Annotated in this window: 13 protein-coding genes; 2 read left to right on the top strand and 11 right to left on the bottom strand. The window is 46.7% G+C overall.

All coding sequences use genetic code 11. The features are described 5' to 3' along the window. Window positions 1-18 precede the first annotated feature (18 nt). Window positions 19-2,427 (top strand): glycoside hydrolase family 94 protein, encoded by a 2,409-nt coding sequence (locus TW81_RS07700; RefSeq protein ID WP_045955129.1) that lies wholly within the window; start codon window positions 19-21, stop codon window positions 2,425-2,427. Window positions 2,428-2,480: 53 nt separating this feature from the next. Next, window positions 2,481-3,893, top strand: a complete 1,413-nt coding sequence (locus TW81_RS07695; RefSeq protein ID WP_045955128.1) for a phosphoglucomutase/phosphomannomutase family protein — start codon at window positions 2,481-2,483, stop codon at window positions 3,891-3,893. Window positions 3,894-3,986: 93 nt separating this feature from the next. Here the strand turns inward: TW81_RS07695 and TW81_RS07690 are convergent, their stop codons facing one another. The 11 genes from TW81_RS07690 to hrpB form a co-directional block, all read right to left on the bottom strand. Then, on the bottom strand, window positions 3,987-4,601 hold the full coding sequence (locus TW81_RS07690) for a glutathione S-transferase (RefSeq protein ID WP_045955127.1): 615 nt from the start codon (window positions 4,599-4,601) through the stop codon (window positions 3,987-3,989). 88 nt (window positions 4,602-4,689) lie between these two features. Continuing rightward, window positions 4,690-5,721 carry an ABC transporter ATP-binding protein gene (locus tag TW81_RS07685; RefSeq protein ID WP_045955126.1) on the bottom strand — a complete coding sequence of 344 codons (1,032 nt, stop codon included), beginning with the start codon at window positions 5,719-5,721 and terminating at the stop codon, window positions 4,690-4,692. After that, window positions 5,721-7,346, bottom strand: a complete 1,626-nt coding sequence (locus TW81_RS07680) for an ABC transporter permease (protein WP_045955125.1) — start codon at window positions 7,344-7,346, stop codon at window positions 5,721-5,723. The genes TW81_RS07685 and TW81_RS07680 overlap by 1 nt, the downstream gene beginning before the upstream one ends. A 175-nt stretch (window positions 7,347-7,521) precedes the next feature. After that, window positions 7,522-8,538: a Fe(3+) ABC transporter substrate-binding protein gene (locus TW81_RS07675; protein ID WP_045955124.1), complete on the bottom strand. Its 1,017-nt coding sequence runs from the start codon at window positions 8,536-8,538 to the stop codon at window positions 7,522-7,524. A 148-nt stretch (window positions 8,539-8,686) separates the two neighbouring features. Then, window positions 8,687-9,916, bottom strand: coding sequence for an ammonium transporter (locus TW81_RS07670; protein WP_045955123.1), 1,230 nt, complete (start codon window positions 9,914-9,916; stop codon window positions 8,687-8,689). Window positions 9,917-9,941: 25 nt separating this feature from the next. Then, a complete protein-coding gene (glnK, locus tag TW81_RS07665; RefSeq protein WP_038137591.1) occupies window positions 9,942-10,280 on the bottom strand; it encodes a P-II family nitrogen regulator in 339 nt (112 codons plus the stop codon). Window positions 10,281-10,468: 188 nt separating this feature from the next. Next, window positions 10,469-10,840, bottom strand: a complete 372-nt coding sequence (locus TW81_RS07660) for a YacL family protein (protein ID WP_045955122.1) — start codon at window positions 10,838-10,840, stop codon at window positions 10,469-10,471. Window positions 10,841-11,092: 252 nt separating this feature from the next. Then, on the bottom strand, window positions 11,093-13,681 hold the full coding sequence (acnB, locus tag TW81_RS07655) for a bifunctional aconitate hydratase 2/2-methylisocitrate dehydratase (RefSeq protein WP_045955121.1): 2,589 nt from the start codon (window positions 13,679-13,681) through the stop codon (window positions 11,093-11,095). 295 nt (window positions 13,682-13,976) lie between these two features. Further along, window positions 13,977-16,265 (bottom strand): patatin-like phospholipase family protein, encoded by a 2,289-nt coding sequence (locus tag TW81_RS07650; RefSeq protein ID WP_045955120.1) that lies wholly within the window; start codon window positions 16,263-16,265, stop codon window positions 13,977-13,979. An 85-nt stretch (window positions 16,266-16,350) separates the two neighbouring features. Continuing rightward, on the bottom strand, window positions 16,351-18,720 hold the full coding sequence (mrcB, locus tag TW81_RS07645; RefSeq protein WP_045955119.1) for a penicillin-binding protein 1B: 2,370 nt from the start codon (window positions 18,718-18,720) through the stop codon (window positions 16,351-16,353). Continuing rightward, window positions 18,717-21,170 carry an ATP-dependent helicase HrpB gene (hrpB, locus tag TW81_RS07640; RefSeq protein WP_045955118.1) on the bottom strand — a complete coding sequence of 818 codons (2,454 nt, stop codon included), beginning with the start codon at window positions 21,168-21,170 and terminating at the stop codon, window positions 18,717-18,719. Before hrpB ends, mrcB begins: the two co-directional genes overlap by 4 nt. Window positions 21,171-21,220: the final 50 nt, after the last annotated feature.

Here is a 21,220-nt window from a genome sequence, read left to right as displayed (position 1 = left end):
GGTAAAAAGGAAATCAACATGAAATACGGCTATTTCGATAACGACAATCGTGAATACGTCATCACTCGACCAGACGTACCTGCGCCATGGACGAACTATCTAGGTACCGAGAAGTTCTGTACTGTCATCTCGCACAATGCAGGGGGCTACTCATTCTACAACTCTCCTGAATATAACCGTGTTACTAAATTCCGTCCCAACGCGACATTCGATCGCCCAGGACATTACGTTTATTTACGTGATGACCAAACTGGAGATTACTGGTCAATTTCATGGCAGCCAGTCGCCAAAAGCTTAGATGAAGCAAGCTATGAAGTTCGTCACGGCTTGTCATACTCAAAATTCAAATGTGATTACAACGGCATCGAAGCGACTAAAACGCTATTCGTACCAAAAGGCGAAGACGCAGAGATTTGGGACGTTGTGATAAAGAACACCTCTGACAAGCCACGTACTATCAGTGCATTCTCGTTTGTTGAGTTTTCATTCAGCCACATTCAGTCTGATAATCAAAACCATCAGATGTCCCTCTACTCTGCGGGTACCGCATACAAAGATGGCGTAATTGAGTACGACCTGTACTACAACACCAATGATTTCGAAGGCTTCTACTACCTAGCATCTACATTTGATCCAGATTCATACGATGGTCAACGTGACAGTTTCCTGGGCCTATACCGTGACGAAGCCAATCCAATTGCGGTAGAGCAAGGTAAGTGCTCAAACACAGCGCAAACTTGTTACAACCACTGTGGCTCTCTGCACAAGCAATTTACCATTCAACCGGGTGAAGAAGTTCGCTTTGCCTACATTCTCGGTATTGGTAAAGGCAATGGTGAACGTCTACGTGCCAAATACCAAGATCTTGCTGAAGTCGACAATGCATTTGCTGGCATCAAAGCTCACTGGGATGAGCGCTGTGGCAAGTTCCAAGTTAAATCACCAAACGAAGGTCTCGACACCATGATCAATGCTTGGACTCTATACCAAGCAGAAACGTGTGTAGTTTGGTCTCGTTTTGCTTCGTTCATTGAGGTCGGTGGTCGTACTGGCCTCGGATACCGCGATACCGCTCAAGATGCGATTTCTGTTCCTCATGCCAACCCGGCAATGACGCGTAAGCGTATCGTTGATCTACTACGTGGTCAGGTGAAAGCTGGTTACGGTCTGCATCTATTCGATCCAGATTGGTTCGATCCAGAAAAAGCCGACGTTAAACCATCAAAATCACCAACAGTGGTACCAACACCTTCAGACGAAGATAAGATCCACGGCATTGAAGACACCTGTTCAGATGACCATCTATGGCTAGTCCCAACCATCTGTAAGTATGTGATGGAAACTGGAGAACACAGCTTCTTCGACGAAGTGATCCCTTATGCTGATGGCGGTAATGCTAGCGTTTATGACCACATGAAAGCGGCGCTCGACTTCTCGGCTGAATACGTTGGTCAAACCGGTATCTGTAAAGGTCTACGCGCAGACTGGAACGACTGTCTAAACTTAGGTGGCGGCGAGTCTTCAATGGTCTCTTTCCTCCACTTCTGGGCACTGCAAGAGTTTATCAACTTGGCAAAATATCTAGGCAAGCACTCTGATGTTGAGAAATACACCGAGATGGCAGCCAACGTCCGTGAAGCGTGTGAAACACACCTTTGGGACGATGAAGGCGGCTGGTACATCCGTGGCCTGACCAAAAATGGCGACAAGATCGGTACCGCGCAGCAAAAAGAAGGTCGTGTCCACCTTGAGTCAAACACACTCGCGGTTCTGTCTGGCGCGGTATCGCAAGAACGCGGTGAGAAAGCGATGGATGCTGTCGATGAGAACCTATTCTCCGAGTACGGGTTACACCTCAACTCTCCGTCATTCGCAACACCAAACGATGACATTGGCTTCGTCACTCGCGTTTACCAAGGCGTAAAAGAAAACGGCGCTATCTTCTCACATCCAAACCCATGGGCTTGGGTAGCAGAAGCAAAACTGGGCCGTGGTGACCGTGCAATGAAGTTCTACGATGCACTCAACCCATACAACCAAAACGACATCATCGAAAAACGTATTGCTGAACCGTATTCATACGTGCAGTTCATCATGGGTCGTGATCACCAAGACCATGGCCGTGCCAACCACCCATGGTTAACGGGTACATCTGGCTGGGCATACTTCGCGGTGACTAACTTTATTCTTGGTGTGCGTACCGGCTTCGATGGGCTCACTATCGACCCATGTATCCCAACTAACTGGCCTGGTTTTGAAGTAACTCGCCAATGGCTAGGCGCAACGTACAACATCAAGGTAGAAAACCCAAGCTCAGTCAGCAAAGGCGTTAAATCGATAACGGTTAACGGCCAAGCGATAAGTGGTGCATCTGTGCCAGTTCAAGCCGAAGGCAGCATCAACGACGTCGTGGTTGTTCTGGGTTAAACGCGAGCAAAGAGCCTCTGGTAAGAGGCTCTAATCACTAAAGGATTATCGTTATGATTAAATTTGGAACGGGTGGCTGGCGTGCATTTATTGGCGAAGAGTTTACTAAAGATAACGTACGCTTAGTGGCTCAGGCCCTTGCTAACATCATCAACAAAGAACAAGTTGCCGACAAAGGTTTTGTCATTGGTTATGACCGACGTTTTCTATCAGACAAAGCTGGCCGTTGGTTTACTGAAGTACTGGCGGCAAACGGCATTACGGTAAGTTTTATTGACAAATTTGTCCCTACACCAATTGTGATGTTTAAAGCCAAAGAGATGGGCTGCGCATACTCGGCTTGTATCACCGCATCGCATAACCCTGCGGACTACAACGGGATCAAAGTCTTTATCCAAGGTGGTCGCGATGCTGATGAGATCATCACTGAAAAAATTGAAACTCAGATCAGCCAGTTAACTGCGGAGCAAGTCAAGTCGGTTGATTTTGACCAAGCGGTCGAAGATAAACTGATCGAAATTATCAATCCAATGAACGAATTTGTTGACTCAATTATTAACTTCATTGACATCGAAGCAATTAAAAGAGCCAATCTACGCGTCCTGATCGATCCTATGTTTGGTGTGGCTAAGAACGCCCTGCAAACTGTTTTGATCAACGGCCGCTGTGACGTCGATGTGATCAATGATGGCAAGAACCCAGATTTTGGTGGTCTGATGCCGTCACCAAGTGCGGCTACCCTGTATCGTCTCAAACACCTAGTGGCCGCGGAAGGTTACGATATTGGTATTGGTACCGATGGCGATGCGGATCGCCTCGGGATCATCGACGAGAAAGGCCACTTTATTCACCCAAATGAAGTGTTGATCCTACTCTATTACTACATGCTCGAATACAAAGGCTGGAAAGGATCTGTGGTGCGTAACATCGCCACTACGCACATCCTTGATAAGATCGCAGCTGATCACGGCGAGAAATCGTTTGAAGTCCCCGTCGGCTTTAAACATATCAGCTCGCAGATGGAAGCAGACGACTCATTAATCGGTGGCGAAAGCTCAGGCGGCTTAACGATTCGCGGTCACATCAAAGGTAAAGATGGTGTGTTTGCTTCAAGCCTATTAGTGGAAATGATCTCAGTCACTGGCAAAAAGCTGTCCGAACTGCTGGATGAGATTTATGCAAAATATGGCTATGCCTATACGGCGGAAGGGGACTGCACCTTTAAACCAGCGCAAAAAGAACTGCTCTACAACCGCATTTATGTCGATAAGCAATTGCCTAACTTCGAGTTTGAAATCGATAAAGTCAGCTATGAAGATGGTGCTAAGGTCTACTTTAGCAATGGTGGCTGGGTAATCGCTCGCTTCTCGGGCACCGAACCTTTACTGCGTATCTTTGCTGAAATGAAAGATCAAGAGACCGCAGAACAGGTTGTCGAGCAAGTAAAAGCTTTCTTACAACTTTAATTCTGAATTCACTTCCCTATAGGTGAATACAATTTGCCCGGCTAAGTCGCCGGGCGTTTTTTTGCCATTTAAACCTTGATAGCTTGGTAGCAATTAGCTCTGGAAGGCTGGTCGCTGAGAGACTTTCTCAAACCAACGCGCAATATTTGGGTAGTGTTCTAATACTTCAATCTGCAAGCCGTTGACGGCAAATCCGATAAAAATATACCCCGTTATATCAACTATGGTGAAACTATCCGCTGCAATATAGTCACTCTCTGCCAGTCGTTTATCCAGAACCGGAAGAAATTCGCTCACCCGAGATTTCGATTCATCTCCCCAGGCTGCAACACAGTTTTCACGGTCTTGATAGATGGCGGTGATGTTGCGAAACGCTTGAAATGCGGTATACAGTCCTTGGAACTCGACCACGCGGTGCCACATTTCCACTTGAGCACGTTCGAGCGGGTTAGCACCAAACAGCGCAAGGTCGTTGACAAACACTTCATCGAAATAGCGGCAAATCGCCACGCTCTCGCAAATCGTCGTGCCATCCTTTAGCTCCAACACCGGCACTTTGCCATTGACGCTTTTTGATTTAAACACATCCGACAGGTTATCTCCTTCACGGACATTGAGCGCCATTCGGTCAACCTCACCACCGATTTCCTTGAGAAAGATATTGACTCGCTTACAGCTTGGCGTCATTGCAGTTTCATAGAGCTTCATTTCACTTCCTTGTTGTTATCTAACCAATGGATTGTGGTATATTTCGTTAATTTATCAATGATTAACCAAAATAAGACACATAGCCACTCTAAAACGCGAGCACACCTTGGGTATCAACCTTGACCGATACTTGCTGACCAATGCTTAACGGCTCTACAGAACTCGCCAGCAAACGCTTACCACTCGCTTCGATAACATAACGGCAATGGTCACCCATAAATTGCTGCTCAAGCACAGTAACACTGCTCTCTTGTGCCGCGCTAATCTGCACATGTTGCGGGCGCAGTAACAATTCACAGTTGGCACCGATTTCAATTTGTTGCTGGGCTGTCGCTTCAATGAGGCCAAGCTCAGTGTCAAATTCAGATTCAGATGCACGCTTGGCAGCTAAATAACTGCCACCGCCTAAGAAATCTGCGACAAACTTACTTGATGGCTGATAGTAGAGCTCGCTGGCAGTACCATATTGCTCAATTACGCCATGATTCATCACAGCCATCTTATCAGCGAAAGCAAAAGCTTCTTCGCGGCTGTGCGTTACAAAAATCGCCGTTACCCCCTGACTCTTGAAAATCTTACGGATCTGGGCAATCAGTTCATGACGGACTTGAGTATCAATGTTAGAAAACGGCTCATCAAGCAATAGTAAATCTGGTTTGTAGGCTAACGAGCGAGCGATCGCCACACGTTGTTGTTGACCGCCAGATAGTTGGTGCGGGTAACGCTCTCCATAGCCACCGAGATGAACTAAGGTAAGCATGGCTTCGACTTTGGTCGCTTGCTCCGCTTTTGGCAAATGACGTAAACCAAACGCGATGTTTTCAGCCACGGTTAAGTGTGGAAATAACGCATAGTCCTGAAAAATCATACCAATATTACGCTGCTCTGGCGGAAGCCAATTGTCACCATCGTCGATCGTCATGCAATTAAGGCTCATCGTCCCAGAGCTCAAAGGGAGCAATCCGGCGATCGCTTTCAGCAAGGTGGTTTTTCCGCAGCCACTCGCGCCTAAAAGACAAACGATTTCACCTTGCTCAACTTCTAACGACAACGCTTCTAATACTGTCGTTTGTTGGTCGTACTTACAGGTTAAGTCTCTGATAGATAATGCACAGCTCATTAGTGGGAATGCTCCAGTGAACGGTTAACGATGACCAAGGGCACCAGCCCAACTAAGACTAAAAGCACTGCTGGGAGGGCAGCCAGTTCCAAGTTCTCGTCAGAGGCAAAGTTATATACGTAGGTCGCTAAGGTTTCAAAGTTGAATGGGCGCAGCAGCAGCGCCGCATTAAGCTCTTTCATTGACTCAATAAAGACTAACAAACCGGCGATTAAAGATCCGCGACGAACCAGTGGGAAATGAACTCGCCACAACATGCTATTGGCACTGCAACCCATGGTTCTTGATGCCATATCCAGAGAGGGAGAGACTTTACTTAAGCTACTTTCAATACTACCAATTGCGACAGCTGAGAAACGTACCACCATAGCGAATACAAGTGCAAACATTGAGCCGGAGAAAATCAGACCCGGCCTGCCCCACTCCATCACTTTGGCAATATCATTGACCAGATGATCCATAAACAAGACTGGCACCATAATACCAATTGCCAACACAGTACCGGGAACGGCATACCCCATCGAAGATAAACGCATAAAGACTAAACTATTGCGACTTGGGCTTACTCGTTGGCAGAAGTTAACGATTAAGGCGACCATAACCCCAAAAAAAGCCGCCATCAGCGAGACATAAAGGCTGTTGACTGCGTACTCACGAAACTCAGCCGTCCAGCTTTGCGCAAAATACTTATAGGCGTAAATAATCAGTTGGCCTAAAGGCAAAACAAAAGCGATGCACACTAACCCCCAGCACCAGAAGCTGGCTAGCCATTTTTTCCACCCTGTCAGTTCATAGCGAAAATCTTCTCGGCTACTGAACTGATTTTGGAACAACTTTTGTTTGCGGCGACTATAGCGCTCAGCACTGAGCAGCAAAATGACCACCACCAGCATAATCGCTGAAATTTTTGCAGCTGCGGTTAAGCTTGAATAGCCTAGCCAGGTATCGTAGACCGCCGTGGTTAAGGTGCTAACCGCAAAATAACTCACTGTCCCAAAGTCGCCGATGGTTTCCATTGCGACTAATGACAATCCCACCGCGATTGAAGGCCTTACTAATGGCAGAGAGATACGGCGAAAACTCTCCCAAGGAGAGCATTTAAGTAGACGAGCTGATTGCAGCAAAGAGATGTTCTGCTCCATAAATGCTGCTCGGCAAAGCAGATAAACGTAAGGGTAGAGAACCAAAGACAAAACGATGATAGCACCACCTAAAGTACGAATATCAGGGAACCAGTATTCCCCGGGTTCCCAACCTGTGAGGCTACGCAGGAACACTTGAACTGGACCAGCAAAATCGAACCAATCGGTAAAAATATAACCCACGATATAAGCAGGCATTGCAAGAGGAAGAACAAGCGCCCATTGCAAAACTCGCTCACCAGGGACTCGGCACATCGCCATAATCCACGCCGAAGGAATACCGATTAAGAGAGACAACGCCATTGTGCCCGTCACTAACACAACGGTATTAAATGCGTAAGTCGGCATCACCGTCGACATCAAATGCGTAAACAGCTCATTGGTTTCGCCAACCGCGGTCATAAATATCGCTAAGATCGGCAAAACCAGCAGCAAAGCAAGTGCCCCACTACTGGTTTTCCATAAATAATTTTTTTCTTTCATCGCCTACTTACAATCAGGAATTATGAAAACATAAATGCGTTTGCAAATACCTATCATATCCCTTTAATAGTTTAGGGTATTTATACCCTTATAAACAAACAACCTCAAGTTACCCAACAAAAAGAGCGACTTGAGGTTGTGTTTATTGAGCCTATCAATGGCTCACTTAAAACTATTATAGGTCGAACTTAACTTCGTCTAGTAGTTTGATCGCCGCTTCGTGGTGATCGGCAATCTCGCCTAGAGAAATCGTATCCGCTTTGAAATCACCCCAAGAGGCAACTAGCTCAGAACGTTTAACACCTTCTTTCACTGGGTATTCAAAGTTGACTTCTGCATAAAGCTGCTGTGCTTTATCGTCAGTCAGGAACTCCATCAACTTAAGTGCATTGTCTTTGTTTGGCGAGTACTTAGCCATTGCCATACCAGATACGTTAACATGTGTTCCAGTAGAGTTTTGGTTCGGGAAGTTGATGTAAACCGCATCTGCCCACGCTTTTTGTTCAGCGTCGTTAACCATTTTACCTAGGTAGTAGCTGTTACCCAGAGAGACGTCACACAGACCTTCTTTGATCGCTTTCACCTGACCACGGTCGTTACCTTGAGGCTTACGCGCTAGATTCGCTTTGACGCCTTCTAGCCATGTTTTCGTTGCTGCTTCACCTTGATGAGCAATCATCGAAGAAACAAGAGAGATGTTGTAAGGGTGCTTACCACTACGAGTACAGATACGTCCTTTGTATTCTGGTTTTGCTAGATCAGCATAATCGAAATCGTCGCCGAGCTTGCCAACACGGTCACGAGATGAATAAACGTTACGCGTACGAAGCGTTAGAGCAAACCACTCATTTTCTTTGTCTTGGTACTGCGCAGGCACGTTCGCTTCAATAACATCGCTATTCACTGCTTGAACCAAGCCACGGTTAACCAGCTCAGCCAGACGACTGATATCCGTCGTGAGCAAAACGTCAGCTGGGCTGTATTCACCTTCACGAACTAACTGCTCTGCAATACCTTGTTTAGCAAACTTAACGTTAACTTTAATACCAGTTTCTTTAGTAAATTCGTTGAACATTGGCTCAACTAAGAAAGGTTGGCGGTAAGAATATACGTTTACTTCTTCTGCGGCGATCGCTGCAGCCGGTGCGACTGTCGCGCAAACTAATGCAGAAAGAGTCAGCAGTTTTTTCATGGGTTTAATCCTTAACTTGGTAATGATAACGTTTATCAGTTGCGTTATTATATTCATCATGATTTGGAAGACAATGACACAAAACAAAAAACCTGCTCATCAGAGCAGGTTTTTGGTACTGTTATTTGTAACTAGCTGTTACGTCATATTACTTTACAGTGACAAACTCAGGGTAGGCACCAACACCGCAATCATGCATGTCCATACCTTCCATCTCTTCATCCTCAGAAACTCGGATACCCACTGTCGCTTTTAGCACTGCCCAGACAACTAAGCTTGCACCAAATACCCAACCAAAGATTACCGCAGCACCTAGAAGCTGAGCGCCAAACGTAGCATCACCATTGCTTAGTGGCACAACCATTAGGCCGAAGAGGCCACATACACCGTGTACTGAAATTGCGCCCACTGGATCGTCAATCTTAAGTTTGTCTAGACCGATGATGCTAAATACCACTAGCGCACCAGAGACCGCACCGATAGCAACCGCGTAAAGAGGTGATGGTGATAGAGGATCTGCGGTGATAGCGACTAGACCCGCCAACGCACCGTTAAGAATCATAGTTAGGTCAGCTTTGCCCCATGTTGTTTTACAAACAAATAGCGCTGCGATTGAACCCGCTGCTGCTGCTGCATTGGTGTTAAGGAAGATTTGACCAACCGCAGACGCGTTTTCAAAATCAGACACCATTAGCTGAGAGCCGCCGTTAAAGCCGAACCAACCGAACCAAAGAATGAAGGTACCCAGTGTCGCAAGTGGCATGTTTGAGCCTGGAATCGGGTAGATTTCGCCATTCTTACCATATTTACCTTTACGAGCACCCAGTAGTAATACACCCGCTAGTGCCGCTGCTGCACCTGCCATGTGTACAATGCCTGAACCCGCGAAGTCACTGAAACCTGCTTCTGATAGGAAACCACCACCCCAAGTCCAGTAACCCTCGATTGGGTAGATAAATGCAGTTAGTACCACAGAGAAGATGAGGAAAGACCAAAGCTTCATGCGCTCTGCAACCGCACCAGAGACGACTGACATCGCTGTTGCGACAAACACAACTTGGAAGAAGAAGTCTGACTCTAGTGAGTGATCCGCACCTTCACCCTGCGTACCAATCAAGGCACCAAATGAAGGTAGCCAGCCACCTTCTCCGTTGTCTACGTACATGATGTTGTAGCCAACGACGAGGTACATGGTGCACGCAATCGCGTATAGGCAGAAGTTTTTAGTCAAAATTTCAGTGGTGTTTTTCGAGCGAACTAAACCCGCTTCTAGCATGGCAAAACCTGCTGCCATCCACATAACCAACGCACCTGAAATGAGAAAGAAAAAGGTGTCTAGTGCGTAACGTAGCTCTGTTACCGTAGTTGTTAATTCCATCGTGTTGTCCTCAGTCCTTGAATTCTTAAAGCGCTTCAGCGTCCATTTCACCAGTACGAATACGTACAGCTTGGCTTAGGTCGTAAACGAAAATTTTGCCATCACCGATTTTTCCTGTGTGCGCCGCTTTCGAAATCGCCTCGATGACGCGATCAACATTTTCTGCCTGAGTCGCAATCTCAAGTTTCACTTTAGGTAGAAAGTCGACTTGGTATTCCGCACCGCGATATAGCTCGGTGTGGCCTTTTTGGCGACCAAAGCCTTTCACCTCTGATACAGTCATCCCTTCAATGCCCACATCGGCGAGTGCCTCTCGAACATCATCTAATTTAAACGGTTTAATAATCGCATTAATAAGTTTCATCGCATCCTCTCTGAAGCTGTCATCCTTTTGTTATTTAATAATCCAAGGTGCGTGCCAACTTTTTAACCTGTTGATTTTAAAAGAAACAAGACGAATCCATTGGTAAGATGACGAAAAAGGCGCACCAAAGCGGTGCGCCCTATTCACAAAATTAAAGCAAGCTAAAGATTATTCACCAATCAAGTGCATTACTTGGTGGTTAGAAATGTTTTCCACTGCTCGATGAGCTCTTCAAAATCTTCAATACCACAAACCGCGTGACTTTCACTGTCATAAAAATCGAACTCACTGTCACTATCCATCTCATGTCCGTGAGTCAGCACATTTTCTTGAACTGTGACTTCATCACCTTGAATTGACAATGAAATTTCTGTGCCTTCTAAAACGTTATCTTGCTGAGGATTGGCCCGCGCGTTGTCAATTAGGCACTCGACGTGAGCTATTTTTTGCCAATCTTTGCCTATTTCTTCTTGCAGCCAGCGGGCGATAATTTCGTGCCCCATGCTGGACTTAACATAGTATTCGCCCATTAAGGTATTTCTAATAAATTCAAACTCCATAGGACGCCTCTGTGCTTATAACCAACTTAACGGGCGAGAGTATACATCGCGGTGAAGTATCAGGCGAGATTAGGAACAACCTTATCCCCAAGTCACCACAAGCACCATAGCGAACTAGGGTTACGCATTATCTGTGATCATCAAATCTGGATATCAAGTTAGCTGCACTAACTAAGCGATGTTTTACTAGCCATAAAAAAGCGCCCACCAATAGGTGGGCGCTTGTTAGACAACCAGTGTAGCGATTGAAGCTTATGCAGGCTCTTGGAAGATAACTTCCGCCGCTTTCTTGGTGTACTGATCCATTTTATGGAAGTTCAAGTAACGGTATGTGTCCGCAGCTGTTGCATCAATCTGCTTCGCGTACTCTAAGTACTCTTCCTTAGTTGGAATCTTACCTAGAATAGCCCCCACCGCTGATAACTCTGCAGACGCCAGATAAACATTTGCACCTGTACCGAGACGGTTAGGGAAGTTACGTGTTGATGTCGACATTACGGTTGCTTTATCCGCAACACGCGCCTGGTTACCCATACATAGTGAACATCCAGGAGTTTCAATACGAACCCCTGCACGGCCGTAAATACCGTAGTAGCCTTCTTCAGTTAGCTGATCGCGGTCCATCTTAGTTGGCGGTGCCACCCATAGACGTGTATCCAGTGAACCACCCCACTGCTCCAGTAATTTACCTGCTGCACGGAAGTGACCAATGTTAGTCATACATGAACCAATGAAGACTTCATCGATTTGCGTGCCTTGTACTTCAGATAGTAGGCGCGCATCATCAGGATCGTTTGGTGCACATAAGATTGGCTGATCAATTTCAGCAAGATCGATTTCGATAACGTGCGCATATTCTGCGTCTGCATCTGCTTCCATCAATTCAGGGTTAGCTAGCCACTCTTGCATCGCCGTGATACGACGCTCGATAGTACGGCGATCACCGTAACCTTCGGAGATCATCCACTTAAGCATAGTGATGTTCGAATTTAAGTACTCTTCGATAGACTCTTGAGACAACTTAACCGTACAACCTGCCGCAGAGCGCTCCGCTGACGCGTCAGACAGTTCAAACGCTTGCTCAACGGTTAGGTGTTCTACACCTTCAATTTCAAGTACGCGGCCTGAGAATTCGTTGATCTTACCTGCTTTCTCAACCGTCAGTAGACCTTGTTGAATTGCGTAGTAAGGGATGGCATGTACTAAGTCACGCAGTGTGATACCCGGCTGCATTTCACCTTTAAAGCGTACTAAGATTGACTCTGGCATATCCAGTGGCATAACACCTGTTGCGGCTGCGAATGCTACCAGACCAGAACCTGCTGGGAATGAGATACCTAACGGGAAACGAGTATGTGAGTCACCACCCGTACCGACAGTATCAGGTAGAAGCATACGATTTAACCATGAGTGGATAACACCGTCACCCGGACGTAGTGAAACACCGCCACGGTTCATGATGAAATCAGGTAATGTGTGGTGCGTGTTCACATCGACAGGTTTTGGATACGCAGATGTGTGACAGAAAGACTGCATCACTAGGTCTGCCGAGAAGCCAAGACAAGCAAGGTCTTTCAGCTCATCACGCGTCATAGGACCCGTTGTATCCTGAGAACCCACAGTGGTCATTTTAGGTTCGCAGTACTGACCAGCACGCACACCTTCAACGCCACATGCTTTACCAACCATCTTCTGCGCAAGGGTGTAACCCTTAGTTGATTCTGAAGGGTCAACTGGCTTAGCAAACAAATCCGTTTCACCAAGACCAAGCGCTGTACGTGCACGGCTTGTTAGACCACGACCGATGATCAGAGGAATACGACCACCAGCACGCACTTCATCAAGCAGCACTTTGCTTAGTTCAAAGTTAGAGATAACCTCATCACCTTTGCGCACAACACCTTCATATGGGTAGATATCAATCACATCACCCATGTTCATCTCTTGAACGTTAAGTTCAATCGGCAAGGCACCTGAGTCTTCCATTGTGTTGTAGAAGATTGGCGCAATTTTACCGCCGAGACAGATACCACCTGTGCGCTTGTTTGGTACGTATGGGATATCTTCACCCATAAACCAAAGCACAGAGTTAGTTGCCGACTTACGTGAAGAACCTGTACCAACAACATCACCCACATAAGCCAATGGAATGCCGTCTTTTTGTAGTTCTTCAATTTGTTTGATAGGGCCAACATTACCTGGTTGATCTGGGTTGATACCTTCACGTTCCATCTTCAGCATCGCTTTCGCGTGAACTGGAATATCGGGACGAGACCATGCATCAGGTGCTGGCGACAAGTCATCGGTGTTGGTTTCACCGGTCACTTTAAATACTTTAACCGTGATTTTTTCCGCTACTTTTTCTTTCGCAGTAAACCATTCAGCATCAGCCCAAGACTGAAGAACCTGCTGTGCGTAGGTATTACCTGCTTTCGCTTTCTCTTCAACGTCGTAGAAAGCATCAAACATCAGTAGCGTATGAGATAGCGCTGTAACAGCGATAGGGGCTAGTGCTTCGTCATCAAGTAGTTCAACCAACGGAGCAATGTTGTAACCACCTTGCATCGTACCTAGCAGTTGCGCCGCTTTTTCACGGCTAACTAGTGGTGATTCCACTTCACCTTTAGTCACTGCTGTGAGGAAACCTGCTTTTACATACGCAGCTTCATCTACACCCGGCGGGATACGATTTTCAAGCAGGTCAAGAATAAATGCTTCTTCACCTTGTGGGGGATTTTTAAGAAGTTCAACTAGACCAGCAACTTGCTCTGCGTCTAGTGGTTTAGGAACAACTCCTTCAGCAGCACGCTCTTCGACGTGTTTACGATAGGCTTCAAGCACGACTTTTTCCTCTCATTGCGGTTCCTCCCTCTTATGCTATTTATTCAAAGAATAAGGGAGTGAACATCCTTGGAAACTTGGCTCTCCTTGCCATATTTTTCATTCAATACTGACTGAGAAACAGTGCCAGAGAGGCCAAACTGTGGGCGGTAGGATAGCAAAATTAACCTTAAATTAAAATCTCATCATTTTGACCAACATAGCAACTTAAGACTAAAGTTCTATGATTTTTCGCGTTATATTCGCCCTGTCCCACCCGGTGAGAATGAGACAGGACAAGATGGCATTGTCGGTGTTAATTGAAGGTAGTGCCAACAATTAGATAGACGGAATCAAAGTTTTTCTCGGTACGGCCATAGCCAAACATGATTGGCCCAATCGGAGAATCGACCCCTGCAAACACAGACCCTGCGGTGTAAAGCGGTGCTTGATCAATACTAATATCAGGGTCAGACCATACCCCACCGTACTCTAGCGACCCTCCGATATAGAACGGCGAAGTAAATAGTCCAAAGTCATTATCAAACCAGCGGTAGCGATAAACCAAACTGCCAAAGACTTTGTTTTGCCCAATTAAACTGTTGCGCGGAATACCAGACAGATTGAGGAATCCACCGATCTCTTTCGGGTTAAGCGGCACTGACGAGTTTTTATTGCTGACAAAACCAAGGTCAGCATTTGCGACCAAAGTATGGCGAGAAAAAGTGTGTGCGGCGATCAATTTTGCGCCAAATTCATACACAGTATCTTCTTCTTGAGTCGTTTCTGTATCTAATGTACCTCCGACACTTTCATCGTGGGATACCAAATAATCTAAGTCAAGATACCACCCATTACGCGGTAGACTGTAGTTATCTAAGGTGTCGATACGGTAGTTAGCGAATACTCCCAAACGGGTGAAGTCGAGATCCAAATATGAAGGCAGGGTCGACAATTCACCTTCACCATCAACATATCTTACCCCCATTTTAAAGCGCCGCCACAAGGTGTCTTGATAACCGATCGCCCATTCCGCTTCCCACTGGCTGTACGTCAATGGAAAATAGTTTCGGGTTGCCTCAAGCGTGGTATCGTCAAAGCCCGAATCAGGCAAATTACGTTGTTCATTGCTGTAGTTGATATTTAACGTGGTATAGGTTTTCTGGCTAGAAAAGAACGGCGAATATAACTCGACTTCAAACAGCTTATCCGTACCAATATCAAAATTCGTTCTCAGTTCAGCCCCATAATCACTCAGATCAGTAAAGTTAGCGGAGACACCGATTGAATATTGACTATCGGTTGTAAAGTCATCTTCAATAAAAAATCGAAAATTTACGTAGTTCGGGCCCCAAGATTTTTCTTTAACATCCACCACTAACGCATCTTGTTCATCGATAGTGTCATAGCGATAAGTGATCAATTCGAAGCGATCCAGCGCATAGAGATCTTGTACGCTTTGCTCGATCTGCGACGTTTTATACACATTGCCTTGCTTGAGAGCCAAGCGATTTTCTAACAACTGATCATTGTAGTGAGTACGATTATTGATAACGATCTGTTCTATTTCGATCTCATCGCCATAACGCAGATCGCGTCGCGCATCTTGCTTACGATCAATATATCTCTGGTACTCTGCGGAAGAAACACTGTACCTCGACAGCGCTTCTCGGTTCTCCATCGCAATTTGATAGCCTTTGTTATACGCAACTGGCATCTTATCGAACTCAGTCGTTTCCATTGAGCCAACATCCGGATTCAGCAAAACATCATCATTGGTGAGTGTTTCTGCCTGTCGACTAGTGGTACTGCGAACAAGGTAATTCGACAACTGATCAGCAACCGTTAAGAAGGTGGTAAATTCTTCTTCGTTTTTATAGTCGGTACTAATATCGACGGCAATAATCACTTCAGCACCAAGCTCTTTCGCTACATCAACGGGCATATTATTGGTGACGCCGCCATCAACTAACAAACGTCCTTCTAATTCATAGGGAGGAAGCGCGCCAGGTACTGACATACTGGCCATCATAGCGTCGACCAAATAACCGTCACTGATGACCACAGGCTCGAGCTCAATAATATCGGTAGCCACCGAACGATAAGGGATAGCTAAATCATCAAAAGAGGTGAACGGTGGCAAATTACCTGTGGTTTCGCGAAGGATTTTAAGCATTCCCTGACCTTGAACGATACCACGCGCGGCGCGTATTTCTCCCCAACGCAATCCAAGGTCTGTGGTTAACTGGTATCTATCTTCGTACTCTTTATCTTGCACTCGGCGTTGACTTCGATCGACACGATCGCGATAACCGCTGTTCCAGTCTACGGTACCAATGAAAGACTCAATCTCATCCGCACTCAACCCCATGGCATATAAACCACCGACATACGACCCCATACTAGTGCCAGCTATGATATCAACGGGAACTTTTAGCTCTTCAAGCGCTTTGAGAACACCAATGTGTGCCGCCCCCTTGGCACCGCCACCCGCCAATACCACACCAACTTTAGGCCTTACGACTTGCTCGTCTTGCTGTTGAGCCACTGCATGGAATGAGACACTTCCCATAATACATATGAGGAAGCTGATGATTTTTTTCACGACCTGAGTTCCCTTTTAACATCCATCAATGTTTATACTGGCAGACTAAATCAGCGTAAAGTACTAAAATTATTAAAAATGATCGCTACCAGTCAAATAGCTTTTTGATCCACTGTGCAGGTCGATTTTCACACTGCTTTTTCAAGTTGCCATTGATGTCCCAAACAGGCAACTTAAATTCATTACGACAATCAAGATCTAAACTTCCGTTCGCCGTAGCAGCAAAACCTATGGTGTTCACCCCTTGCGGCCAAGGTAGCGTAAGCTTTTCAGGAATACGATGTTTGAGGTACTCAGCATAAACGCGTAGCGCTCCACTCGATCCCGTTAGCTTAGTCGGCTTATTGTCATCTCGTCCAAGCCAGATGGTGGTTACTTCCCGTCCATCGACACCCACAAACCAGCTATCGCGAGTATCATTACTGGTTCCGGTTTTTCCAGCTAGGGCCGCCCAAGCAAACTGGCTATTGAGGTAACGCCCCGTCCCTTCTAAGACACCACGCTTCATGGCATAGGTGGTCAACCAAGCCGCTTGCTGATCCACGGTTTGAGTCACACTGGGCAGGGATTGATACAAGACATTACCATCAAGATCGATAACTGAGCGTAATGCCGACAAGGTTGCTCTCTTACCTGAGTTGGTTAGCGTCTGATACATCTGCGCGACTTGAAATGGCGTTAAGCTAAAAGAGCCAAGAAACATCGAAGGAACAGGCCGGACTTCGCCCTTATCCACGCCCAACTTTTCCAGCGTTTTAACCACGTTAGGTATGCCAACCTCCATACCAAGCGCAACAGTCGGCACATTGAGAGACAAGGCTAACGCCATGTATAACGGTACATCCCCGCGGAAGGTGCGATCGTAATTACGTGGCGACCAAACATTGCCTTTGCTGCCCTTTAAGCTTATCGGCTTGTCATGCAACGTCGTTGCTAGATTGTATTTATCAGGTTGCTCTAACGCCGTGAGGTATACGGCGGGTTTGGCTAGAGAACCAATTTGCCGACTGGCATTTAAGGCGCGGTTAAAACCATCGTACCCAGTTCGCTTGCCTCCTACCATGGCGCGAATCTCGCCAGTATGACGATCCACGGCAACAGCGGCTCCTTCCAGGGCATCACCTGCGACGCTAGCAAACTGGGGGATCTTTTTCGCGATCGCTAACTCAAGTTGCTGCTGGGAAACCGGATCTAGCGAAGTGAACACTTTAAGGCCAACATCCGCCTGAAATGTCTCGCCAACTTTTTGTTTAAGTTCAATCTCTAATTGCTGAAAATAGGCAGGCTGACGGCTGGCGATGCTCGGATTATCTTGAATATCGAGCGGACGACTTGCTGCCGTATCATATTGACTCGCGGTTAAGATATCGTGCTGCATCATCAAACGTAATACCAGGTCACGTCTTTGCTTCGCTCGCTCAGGGAAACGGACCGGATTGTAATAGGAAGGCCCTTTAACCATACCGACAAGTAACGCAAGTTGATCGATACGTAACTCTTGAATTGGTTGACCAAAATAGAGACGTGAAGCGAGACCAAAACCGTGGATCGCTTGACCACGACTCTGGCCTAAATAAACCTCATTGAGGTACGCCTCAAGAATACGATCTTTGCTATAACGATAATCGAGGATCAGCGCAATATAGGCTTCGCGCACCTTACGCCATAAAGTTCGATCACTAGAAAGGAAGATATTTTTCGCCAACTGCTGGGTTAAGGTACTGCCACCTTGCACTGTTCGACCGGCTTTGACATTCGCGACCAAAGCGCGGGCAATCGCCAAAGGAGAAACCCCATCATGTTGGTAAAAATCACGATCTTCTGTAACGAGCAGTGCGTCAACCATCACCTCTGGAAATTGTTCACGCTTAACAAACAGTCGCTGCTCATCGTGGTTTTTCTCTAACATACCGAGCATTTTCGGCTCAATGCGCAGGTAACCTAAGTCGCCGCTTTTCTCTAGCGATTGAATACGATCTAAGTTGTTTGCCGAGAAATGCAGCATCACATGGCGATCAGGTTCCGTGCCATCACTAAACTCAAATGGACGACGGATCAGCTCGATCTTAGTCGCGGAAGACGAATATTCACCCGGATATTGCGGCTGGCGAACTTTGCGGTAGTTGAGAACATCCAGCTCATTGCGCACCTCTTGAATCGTTATCGAATCACCGGGGGCCAAATTAAGAATGCGCGCATAGACCACAGTGGGGAGGTCAAACAGCTGGCCTTCAAACTTCTGCTTAACTAGGCTGTCTAAGTAAATACCCACCACTAGTAATAACGCCAATCCCGCTAAGGCGAGCTTCCAGCTAACGCTCCAGATATTCTTGAGCCAAGTACGTTGTGGCGGCTTTTTGTTTGGGCTGCGTTTTTTTGTCGGTTTAGTCGAGCGTTTACGGACGGGCTTTTTCGTTGTTGTTTTTGCGCCTGTCGAGGTCGATTTTTTTGTCATGAGTTAAATTGTCGCTTAGTTTTTGTCGTCGCTACATGATTGGCAGGATCATCAGGCCAAACGTGTTTTGGGTAACGCCCTTTCATCTCTTTTTGCACTTCTTTGTATGCGCCAGACCAAAAGCTGGCCAGATCTCGCGTCACTTGAAGTGGTCTTTGCGCTGGTGAAAGCAGCTCTAACACTAAACACTTCCTGCCTAATGCAATCTGTGGAGACACCTTTTCACCGAACATTTCTTGCATACGAACAGAAAGTATCGGCTCTCGCCCTTGCTCGTAACGTATTTTCTTTTTACTCCCAGTCGGCAGTTGGTAATGCGTGGGTAGCCACTTATCGATCTCTTGATTGAGAGGCCAACCAAGATAAGCTTGTAACACTGCTTCCAAGTTGACATTGGCTAACCCTTTGACTGAGTTTATCCCGTTCAAATAGGGCTCCAGCCACAGACTCAGGTTGCTCAGCAACTCACCATCATCCAAGCTAGGCCAATCTTGTTCTGGCAACCATTCTCGACCACAACGCATACGCTGTAACAGTTCAACACTGTTTGGCGTCCAATTTAATACGGAAAGGCCTTTGCGCTGAACGAAATTGAGTAAAGCTTGTGTCATTTTTTCGCTAGGAGGCTCAGGGAGCGCTTTTCTTTCAATCACCAAATGACCGATGCGCGTTTGTTGTTCTGCGACCAATCGTCCTTTTTTTTCATCCCAATCGACACTGTCCTGTTGAGTAAACAAGTGTGGAAATTGCCGTTGTAAATCGGTGATATCTAACTCCAATGCACTAAATATTTGTGACGAGTCAGATTGCGTGCGCATTAGATCCAGTACCACCAAATAGTCGCTCGTGGCGAGCCTTTCGCTGTCGTTCACTTCAGCTCCGTGGCCATTCGCCAGTAAGAAGCGACCATGCTGATTAACGCGAGCCTTAGCAATTCGGTCTGGGAAGGCTATCGCCATCAAGGTTGACACTTTAGATTCATCTAGTTGTGACAAATTAAATGAGCGTTCCAAACGTTTGGCAATACTCTTAGCGCGCTCTATCACCCTTTTCTGCTGGCTATGTTTGCCTTGTTTTAGCCTTAGAACACTGTGCATAAAGTCTAGGGTGTTGCGTTCTGGCTCCTCAAGCATTGAAACGAGAACGGCGGCTGTCGTTATCGCTCCTTGCGCTTTTGCCAACATAGCACTCGCTCTTGGTCCTAACCCTAGCCGCGCAGCTAAATGGCCTATTTCGCTAAGTTGACCTTTGTTATCAAGTAAACCAAGTTGCACCAGCAATGCTTTCGCCTGATTAATCGCGCTGCTTGGTGGAACATCAAGCCAGTTTAAATCCGCAGGATCATGTGCTCCCCACTGAGCAAGCTCTAGTACCAATCCCGATAAATCACAATGCAATATTTCTGGCTGAGGTGTATAAGGCTGCTGAGAGAGCTGAGCTTGCGAGTACAAACGAACGCAGATGCCGGGCTCTATTCGACCTGCGCGCCCTGCTCGCTGCTCTGCTGAAGATTGAGCAATGCGCGTTTGTTCGAGACGAGTCACCCCACTGTTGAGATCAAATTTCGCCACCCTTTCATAGCCGGAGTCTACGACAAGACGGATACCTTCTATGGTTAACGAGGTCTCGGCAATGTTAGTCGCCAGCACAACTTTGCGCTGGCCATCCGTTGCTGGTTGGATTGCCTTCTGCTGCTGAGAGAACTCCAACTGCCCATACAAAGGACAAACTTGAATATCATCAGCGAGATGCTGCAAACGCTCGGCAACACGCTTAATTGCCGCGACACCGGGAAGAAACGCCAGCAGAGAACCCGGCTCGTGTTGCATTAGCGAGCAAATTTGCTTTGCCATCTGGTCTTCTAATCTTTCATTCGGCTTTGGCGCAAGATAACGATATTCAACCGGAAAACTGCGCCCGCGCGACTCGACAAATTTTGCTTGGGGCAACAGACAAGATAAGGCCGCTTGTTCAAGAGTCGCTGACATCACGATCAACTTAAGATCGTCACGCAAGGCTTCTTGAATTTCCAAGCAAAACGCTAACGCGGTATCGGCATGAATACTGCGCTCATGGAACTCATCAAAGATGATCAAATCAACACCCGTTAATTCTGGATCCGCTTGAATCATCCGGGTCAGCACCCCTTCGGTGACGATTTCCAATTGAGTCTTTGCGCTGGTTTTATTCTCACCACGGACTCGATAGCCGACGGTTTGCCCAACACTTTCACCCAACTGCATGGCGAGATAACGGGCTATATTACGCGCTGCAAGTCGCCTAGGTTCGAGCATAATGATCTTGCCCTCAACGACTTGCTGAGTGAGCAACTGTAGCGGGAAGTAGGTCGACTTACCCGCACCGGGTGCCGCTTTTAGGATCAATTGAGAACAAGAGCGAACACCAGAAAGTAGCGCTGGCATCACGCCTTCAATAGGCAGTTGTGACAATGGGGAAACCTTGTGGTGTAATGTTGGCAACCATTGTACATAAAAACAGT

Source organism: Vibrio galatheae (genome assembly GCF_000967545.1).
In the GTDB taxonomy this organism is placed as follows: Bacteria; Pseudomonadota; Gammaproteobacteria; order Enterobacterales; family Vibrionaceae; genus Vibrio; species Vibrio galatheae.
This window is presented reverse-complemented; position numbering and strand designations above follow the sequence as displayed.